Origin of the sequence: Exiguobacterium sp. s128, assembly GCF_018618815.1 — a bacterium.
Classification (GTDB): domain Bacteria; phylum Bacillota; class Bacilli; order Exiguobacteriales; family Exiguobacteriaceae; genus Exiguobacterium_A; species Exiguobacterium_A antarcticum.
Window position 1 is genome coordinate 77,652 of the sequence record NZ_JACSMT010000009.1, and the last position, 7,747, is coordinate 85,398.

The following is a 7,747-nucleotide window of genomic DNA, read 5'->3' on the forward strand; positions in this document are numbered from 1 at the left end:
TGGCCATTCCTCTTTTTCTTTAAAAATCAGCTAGTTATGTCCCAGCCGCTTTCTTTGTGTATTGGCGTTTAGATATAACCGTTTCGTTTTTTAGAAGATAACAGCTGTTCGAATCGGTCGACGGCTTGGCGCATATCAAAGCTCGGCGCGACGACAAGTGGTCCGTGACCCACTGCCAGCACGTCCGGTGTTAATTCTGTCAGCTGATGGGCGGACTGCAGTGCGACTTCCTTGTCCCATGTCGCAAGAGACGGGAACGGGAACTGCCAGCGTGTGTCGCCTGATACGGCTAGTCCACCCTGTGTTTGAAACGCATCACCGGCAATCAGTGTCCGGCTGCCTTCGTGCCAGAGGGAAATCGAGCCCGGCGTGTGACCGGGTGACGCAATGACACTTAAACTGCCAATTTGTTGTCCGCTTTCTAGTAACCGGTCGGGACGCGTCTTGATGTTTTTCGGAATGCCGCCTTTAAGAGGCGTCGTTTCGCCTTCGCGTAACGATTCGTCGCCGCTGAGAAGGGCGGCGTCCCGGTAGCTGATCGAGACTTCAGCGAGCGGGAAGGCACTCGCTAAGAAATCCAGAGAACCGACGTGATCCGCATGCGCATGCGTCAAAACGATGGACTGTAACGGTTTATCAAAGGATTTAACGACGGAATAAATCGCTTTTGCATTCAGTGAGATTCCCGTGTCAATCAAGGTTAAGCTGTCTGCCTCTTCAAATAAGTAACAGTTGACCGGGAAAAAAGACGGGGTCGTTTGCAGTTGATGAAGTCGTTCAATCGTTGAAATATGCATCCAGGTACACTCCCTCGTCAAAGTATTCGCTTCTTCTTCAGTATCGCCTGTTTTAGTACAGGCGTCTACAAAAAAACTCCCTAAAAAGGGAGTCGGAAACATCAATACGTGACTTCGAAAACTGCACCGGCATGTTCCGAGTCGTCACCGTCCGCGGCCGTCGTAACGAGCAACCGGTCTTCATACAAAATCGGACATGTCGGATTGGAAACAGGAAATTCTACATGGTCGAGCTTTTCGCCTGTTTCAAGATTCCAGCGTGTCAGGCATGAGCCGGCATAATGGGCGATGAAGACGTGACCGTCCGTGTCTTTTGTCATGCCGTCCGGGAATCCATCCTCGTCTTCTAAATCGATGGCGACACGACGGTTCGTTAACGGTTGATCCGCCGCATAATCAAAGGCATAGACTTTTTTAGTCGGTGTATCGATGTGGTAAAGCGTCTTACCATCTTCCGACCAAACCAGTCCGTTTGAGTTCGTTAAGTTCTCGAGCAAGACATCAACTGAGCCGTCATGACGCAAACGGTAAAGCGAGGCGGTCTCGCCGTCTTCCTCATTGATGCTTCCGGCTACATATTGACCGGACGGATCGAGTTTCCCGTCATTCATCCGGTCAGATTCAGGTAGTGTCAACTGTGTTTCCAGTGAGAGGTGTCCTTCTTTTACATCAAATGTACCAAAACCATGAGCAGACGTGACCCGAAGAAAATCAGGAGCATCCGTCAAAGCAATCGATGTGATTGCACTTGGTAATTGATACGGTTTTAGTGCTTCTGTCGTTAAGTCATATGAAAAAAAGAGTTGATTCGGAATATCAACGAAATAAAATCGTTTTGTTTTAGCGTCGTAGACCGGTGATTCACCGGTCTTACAAGAGACATCGATAAAGAGTGATACTGTCATTTCATTTCCCCCTACAAGTGCTGTTACCTCTGATTAAGCGTGAATGAATTCGAGATGCAACTGGAACTTGACGTCACTGCCGACCAAGACACCACCGGCTTCGAGCGCGACGTTCCACGTCAGGTTGTAATCCTCACGTTTGATTTTCCCATCTACTTCAAAGCCGGACCGTGTATTTCCCCAAGGATCGACGCCACTGCCTTCATACTCAACCTTAAACGTTTCAGTCCGTGTCACATCTTTAATCGTCAAATCACCCATTACTTCATATTCGTCACCCGCGTGTTTTTTAAACGATGTTACGCGGTAAGTAATGTTCGGATATTGTTCGACGTCAAAAAAGTCAGCTGATTTCAAATGAGTGTCCCGATCGTTACTTCGTGTGTCGATCGTTGCGACGGGAATCGTCACGACGGCAGATGCATTTTCTAAATCATGGGCTTCACCGCTGACATCAAACGTAAAATCACGAAATTCACCTTTTACCTTTGAAATCATCATATGTTTGACTGTGAATGTGATGGAGCTGTGGTCTTGATCGAGCTGATAGGTGGTCATGTTCGATTCCTCCTCGTTCGATTCACTTCAGGTATGCCTTTAATAGTTCCTTTTTATCTTGAAAACAAAACATTGAAATAATTATGTAATTTTTTACCTTAAAAAGGCATAATGTATACTGGAGGTGTTTTATGAAAAGGAAATTATGTATTTTATTGATTTTATTAGGCGTATTTAATTTTCAACAAATAACATACGCTGAAACTATTTCTAAAAGTGTCGACTATACAGTCAAACAGGAAAATACATCTGGTGTTCCGCAGACGATTCAACAACTTACTGTGCGACCTGATTCAGGAAATCAATGGATGACGGTAAAAGGACGTGATCATGTACTAGCCACCGAATCACTGCCTTCTCAAGTAAGTCGATCTACTGCGTCCGGAAATCGTGTGGTTGCTGCCATTAATGCTGATATGTATAAAGTCGCAAGTGGTTTACCAATCGGGTTGCAAATTCAGCAGAATGCAGTACTCGTCAGCCATAGTGTAAAAGAGTCTGCACTGAAGTTTCCTTCGTTCATCATAAACGGACAAGGGAAACCGGAAATCGGTTCTTATGGCGTTGTCGGAACATTAAAGTCTTCAGCAAAGTCCCTGACAATCCATTCTGTTAACCGAAATGAAAATCTGGATAATCGAATTGGTATTTTTACAAGTGCCCACCATCTATCTAAAAAAATTAATTTCGTGGGATTATCGGATGCGATGAAAAAAGAAGTGGCAATCGTGACGATGAAGGGAAGTTCGGTTAGAGCCTTTAAATTAGGACAACGCTATTCGTTTACAGTAGGTCGGACAGAAACGACTTTTCGATCGAACATATCGATTCCGGCAGATGGAGTCGTATTGATGGCGTTCGGCAAACAAAAGAAGTTGTTACTCGACTTGTTGAAAGAAAATAAGGTAACTACTCAATTTAACCTCATTCAAATGTCGAACTTACAAGTAAGAAATGACATCGCAGAAGCGGCTTCTGGGTACAATTGGCTGATCAAAGACGGGATCGGTCTAGACCTTAACACAATTTCTGAAAATCATGATCGTTTCTTGATGATTGTCCGAAAGGCGCGGACATTGATTGGGGTGACAGCGGATCAAACGGTTCATATCGTAACAGTGGACCAAGGAAGAACGACATCAAAAGGATTCACGATGCTCGAAGCAGTCGCGCAGATGAAACGATTAGGCGCTGTTTCAGCGTTAGCATTTGATGGAGGAGGATCGACGGAGATGATGGTCCGACGGGCCGGTGAGTTTCCGGTTCGAACAGTAAACGTTCCGGCAGATGGAAGAAGTCGATCCATCACAAACAGTTTAATCGTTTCAACACGCTATGTTCCGGAAAAAAAAGCCGCCTATATGATTATTCCTGAGCAACCGGAGTTGTACGTGGGTGAAACGCGTCAGTTGACCATCAAGTTGACCGACAGAAACAGTCAACCAATTGATGCAAATCAGAAGAAAATAATATTAGCCGGTACAGGTGTTAGCGGGATGACTGTAAAAGCGCCACTTCAACCCGGAAAGTGGACAGGACAATTGGCGGTTGATCAAATCAAACGGTCGGTCACGATCAATATCACAAACCGTTTATCAGGAATGACCTTTAACAGCGGAAAACCCCTACTTCTAAAAGTCGGTCAGAAGATCCGCTTGACGAGTGATGGATGGTTGAATGGCCGGAAAGTCACGATTCCATTAAATGAAAAGAAATATCAGCTGAAACAACCAATCAGCACGATTTCTAATGATGTTTTGACAGCTAAGAAACCTGGGAAAACCATACTTACATTATCAGCGGGCGGACAAATGGTATCACTTCCGATTACTGTGACGGCACCGACAACTTCTACGAATCAATCAACGGTGATTGATTCCTTTGAAAGCGGCGTCTATATATCGAAATCGCCCTATGTATCCAGTTATTCGACAATGTTAAGTACAGAGCAAAAGTCAGCAGGTCGGTCAGCGCTTAAGCTGACATACAACTATTCCGGCTGGTCCAAGCAAAATGGAGCCATGTATATCACGAACGCGAAGTGGAAGATTACTTCGCCTGCAACAAGATTGTCCCTTGATGTATATGGTGATCAAAAAGCACCATGGTTACGTGCGCAGTTAAAGGATGCGGGAGGACGAAGTCATACGGTCGATTTCGTGAAACGGGTCGACTGGACAGGGTTCAAAACTGTTCAAGCAAAGCTGGATCCGACATGGCCTGCCCCAATTCAGATACAATCGCTGTATTTTGTAGAAACGGACGTAAAGAAAAAAGGAACGGTGCAAAAAAGTAAAGTGTATCTCGATCAATTGAAGGTATGGCACTAAACGTACATAGTGTGAAGTATTATACTGATATTTAAAAAAAGCTGCTCCGACTTATGACCGGAACAGCTTTTTTTGAGAGAAAACATCTATTTTTTTCACCGACTTTTTACTAACAAATTTACCGCTTCCTTGACCAATTCTTCGGTATCACCTTCACCGGATTTTTCGGCTTCTTTCACGCATTCAATCAAGTTCGAGCTGACGACGACACCAATCGTCCGGTCGATGGCAGAACGAGTCGCCGACAATTGCGTGATGACGTCCCGGCAATCCTGTCCTTCTTCCATCATCCGTAAAATACCACGGAGTTGTCCTTCGATCCGACTGACCCGATTTTTCATTTTACGATCGTAATCCATTCATTTTCCTCCGTTCTAAGATGCAATCCGACTATTCGATACCTTTATGCTATGCCCATCACGGTATTATTGTCAATCTAGCCGCTTTCGAGCTATATTTTTTAGTAGAATAGGGAATATGGATGTGGTGGACAAAAATTGAGAAAAAACTAAAACTAAAACTAAAACGATTTTGCGTCAGCTTGCGTATACTATATGATAAGGCTGACTGATCACAAGGAGGAGAAGGATGCATACTCAATCCGATGAATCGCTTTATCATCAGATGCGCAGTGGAGATGAACAAGCTCTCGAAGTGCTGTACGAAAAGTACGAAAGGCTATTGTTCTCATTCGCTCATCGCTTTACGAACAATGATCGTTTATCAGAAGAAGTCATTCAGGAAGTCTGGATGAAGATATGGAATGGACGGGTCGACTTTAATACCGATAAAGGGAAATTCTCCTCTTGGATATTAACGATTACCCGCAACGCTGCGCTGGACTGTTTAAGACGTGAAAAACGACAGCCGACGATTGAAGTCGAAGAGCGCGACGGCGGATACGATGAACCAGTCGAACGAACGGTCATCCAGCGTGAAACCGCATCTGAAGTCCGAGATGCCGTCAGTGAATTGAAACCGGATCAACAAGAGTTAATTGAACTCGTTTATTTTACAGGGTTAACGCAACAACAAATTTCAGATCAATTGAATTTGCCGCTCGGAACGGTAAAAACAAGAATCAGGAGTGCAATTCAGGCACTTCGGAAATTATTAGACGGGAGGGAACGTTGATGGAAGAACGTTGTCATGATTTAATTGACTACTTCAACGGAACATTATCAGCTACCGATCGCGACGCGTTCGAAGCACACTTGGCGACTTGTGACGATTGTAAACAGGCGTTTCAAGACATGCAAGACTTGATGCTGCCCATCGCGGAATCACTTCCGGAACGACCGATACCGACAGGCATGAAATCAAGAATCCTTGGGGAAGTTCTCGGATCAGCGAATGAACCGATGAAACCTGCTTCTGCGGAACCAGCGCGCAAGGAAACACCGCAAGTGTCTGAGCTGGAATCGGCTCGGACGCAAAAACAGAAAAAACGCGCGGTCCCACTGGGGTGGTTGATGAGTATCGCAGCGGCTTTACTCCTGTCGCTTGGTGCCAACGCGTACTTCCTGTCACAGGATGAGTCTTCTCCGACAGAAGAATTCGCGATGGACGAAGTCAAAGGAATGGGAAACTTTGAAAGTACGGCATCCATTAAAGGATCGAGCATGATTTTCACGAAAGACGAAAAAGAATACATGCTCGTCCAACTAAAAGATTTGCCACCGCTAAAAGAAGGTGAATTGTACCAGCTGTGGACGATTCAAGGAGATACACCACGCGCGAACGGTGTCATCGAAAAAGACGGAGAAGCAGCGGCGGTCTTCCCGCTAAAAGGAGACGGAACGATTGATGCCGTCGCCATCACCGTCGAACCAGAACCAGATCTAGAAAAGCCGACCGGTGAAGTCGTCGCGTCTGTTGCTCTATAAATCGATACGATAGTCAGATGCCGGAATTCCGGCATCTTTTTTTGTCTTTCTTGAGTTTAGTCTTCTATTTCAGAAAAAAAACATCCGTTCTTACGAAATTTCATGAGAAGACTGAAGAAATGATGGGAAGTAGACGATACTAATAGGAATGTCAGTCAAAAAGAGAGGCACTTACCATGAATGAATGGATCATCTTAACGAAACACTATGAAGAGACATTGGTCATCCTATCGGTCATCGTCGCCATCGTCGGATCCTATGCCTCACTGGAATTAAATCGTCGACTCGCAAAAGCGGTCTCTTTAAAAAAACGAGCTTTATTTTTGTCATCGATCACGATGGGACTGTCCATTTGGGGCATGCACTTCGTCGGTATGGGGGCGTTTGAATTAGCTGTACCGGTCAGCTATGACTGGGTCTTGATGTTTTTATCAATCGTTCCGGCTGTCACAGCAGCCTGGATTGCGTTTTACTTATTATATTATTCGGAGTTGACGCGTCAGAAAGTCATCGTCGCAGGCACATTGGTCGGAATCGGGATTGCGATGATGCATTATTTAGGCATGATGGCGGTACAGTTTAACGGAGATATCCGGTATGACGCGGCATTGTTCACCTTATCGATCGTGATTGCCGTCACAGTGGCGTATGTCGCCTTGCTGCTTCTGTACATGACACGTCATGTCAATAAAAAACGGATCCTGATTCCCGTTGCGGTATTGATGGGATTTGCGATTTCGACGATGCATTATGTCGGTATGTTAGGGACGACGTTTTGTATCCCGGAGTCGTCGGCACTTGAGATGGCGGATCGACCGGTCACATCGAATATTCTAGGTGACGTCGCGATTCCCGTCTTCTTCATCATCATTTTGATCGCCGGTCTCTATATTCACCTTGAACGACGCGCCTTGCAGATGATGGCCTACACGGATCATTTAACAGGATTACATAATCGCCGTTGGCTTGATTATCATATGGAAAAAGTTGATGCCCAGTATAGCCGGACCAGACAACACATGACGATGGCGTTACTTGATTTGGATGGATACAAATGGATTAATGATACATTTGGATTCGATCAAGGGGATACGGTGATTCGCCAATTCGCAGACCGAATCAAAGGATTGCTGGGGGAGGATGAAGCTTGTATTCGATACAACGGAACCCAGTTTTTCCTGAGACGAATTGTAATATTAAGTGCAACACCTAGCTGAAAACACAAAAAAACCCATAACGACCTCGTGTAGAATAGAGTTACCACACAAAAT

At 45.1% G+C, this 7,747-nt stretch carries 8 protein-coding genes; 4 read left to right on the plus strand and 4 right to left on the minus strand.

All coding sequences use genetic code 11. From position 1 onward, the window contains the following. Positions 1 to 68 precede the first annotated feature (68 nt). The 3 genes from KNQ13_RS05830 to KNQ13_RS05840 all read right to left on the minus strand — a co-directional run bounded on the left by KNQ13_RS05830 (position 69) and on the right by KNQ13_RS05840 (position 2,260). Positions 69 to 797: an MBL fold metallo-hydrolase gene (locus tag KNQ13_RS05830; RefSeq protein WP_209548143.1), complete on the minus strand. Its 729-nt coding sequence runs from the start codon at positions 795 to 797 to the stop codon at positions 69 to 71. A 101-nt stretch (positions 798 to 898) separates the two neighbouring features. Then, positions 899 to 1,702 (minus strand): SMP-30/gluconolactonase/LRE family protein, encoded by an 804-nt coding sequence (locus KNQ13_RS05835; RefSeq protein ID WP_071500758.1) that lies wholly within the window; start codon positions 1,700 to 1,702, stop codon positions 899 to 901. Positions 1,703 to 1,735: 33 nt separating this feature from the next. After that, positions 1,736 to 2,260, minus strand: coding sequence for a YceI family protein (locus tag KNQ13_RS05840; protein ID WP_071500759.1), 525 nt, complete (start codon positions 2,258 to 2,260; stop codon positions 1,736 to 1,738). 131 nt (positions 2,261 to 2,391) lie between these two features. On the opposite strand from KNQ13_RS05840, the gene KNQ13_RS05845 reads away from it, so the two are divergent. After that, positions 2,392 to 4,590, plus strand: coding sequence for a phosphodiester glycosidase family protein (locus KNQ13_RS05845; protein ID WP_209548142.1), 2,199 nt, complete (start codon positions 2,392 to 2,394; stop codon positions 4,588 to 4,590). A 95-nt stretch (positions 4,591 to 4,685) separates the two neighbouring features. On the opposite strand, the gene KNQ13_RS05850 is transcribed toward KNQ13_RS05845, so the two are convergent. After that, entirely contained in the window at positions 4,686 to 4,949 is a 264-nt protein-coding gene (locus tag KNQ13_RS05850; RefSeq protein WP_014971295.1) for a metal-sensitive transcriptional regulator, read from the minus strand. Between the two features lie 229 nt (positions 4,950 to 5,178). Between KNQ13_RS05850 and KNQ13_RS05855 the strand changes: the two genes are divergently transcribed. The 3 genes from KNQ13_RS05855 (at position 5,179) to KNQ13_RS05865 (ending at position 7,693) form a co-directional block, all read left to right on the plus strand. Further along, positions 5,179 to 5,724, plus strand: a complete 546-nt coding sequence (locus KNQ13_RS05855; RefSeq protein ID WP_014971294.1) for an RNA polymerase sigma factor — start codon at positions 5,179 to 5,181, stop codon at positions 5,722 to 5,724. Beyond that, on the plus strand, positions 5,724 to 6,476 hold the full coding sequence (locus KNQ13_RS05860; RefSeq protein WP_209548141.1) for an anti-sigma factor: 753 nt from the start codon (positions 5,724 to 5,726) through the stop codon (positions 6,474 to 6,476). Before KNQ13_RS05855 ends, KNQ13_RS05860 begins: the two co-directional genes overlap by 1 nt. A gap of 176 nt (positions 6,477 to 6,652) precedes the next feature. Then, positions 6,653 to 7,693, plus strand: a complete 1,041-nt coding sequence (locus KNQ13_RS05865; RefSeq protein ID WP_251027348.1) for an MHYT domain-containing protein — start codon at positions 6,653 to 6,655, stop codon at positions 7,691 to 7,693. Positions 7,694 to 7,747: the final 54 nt, after the last annotated feature.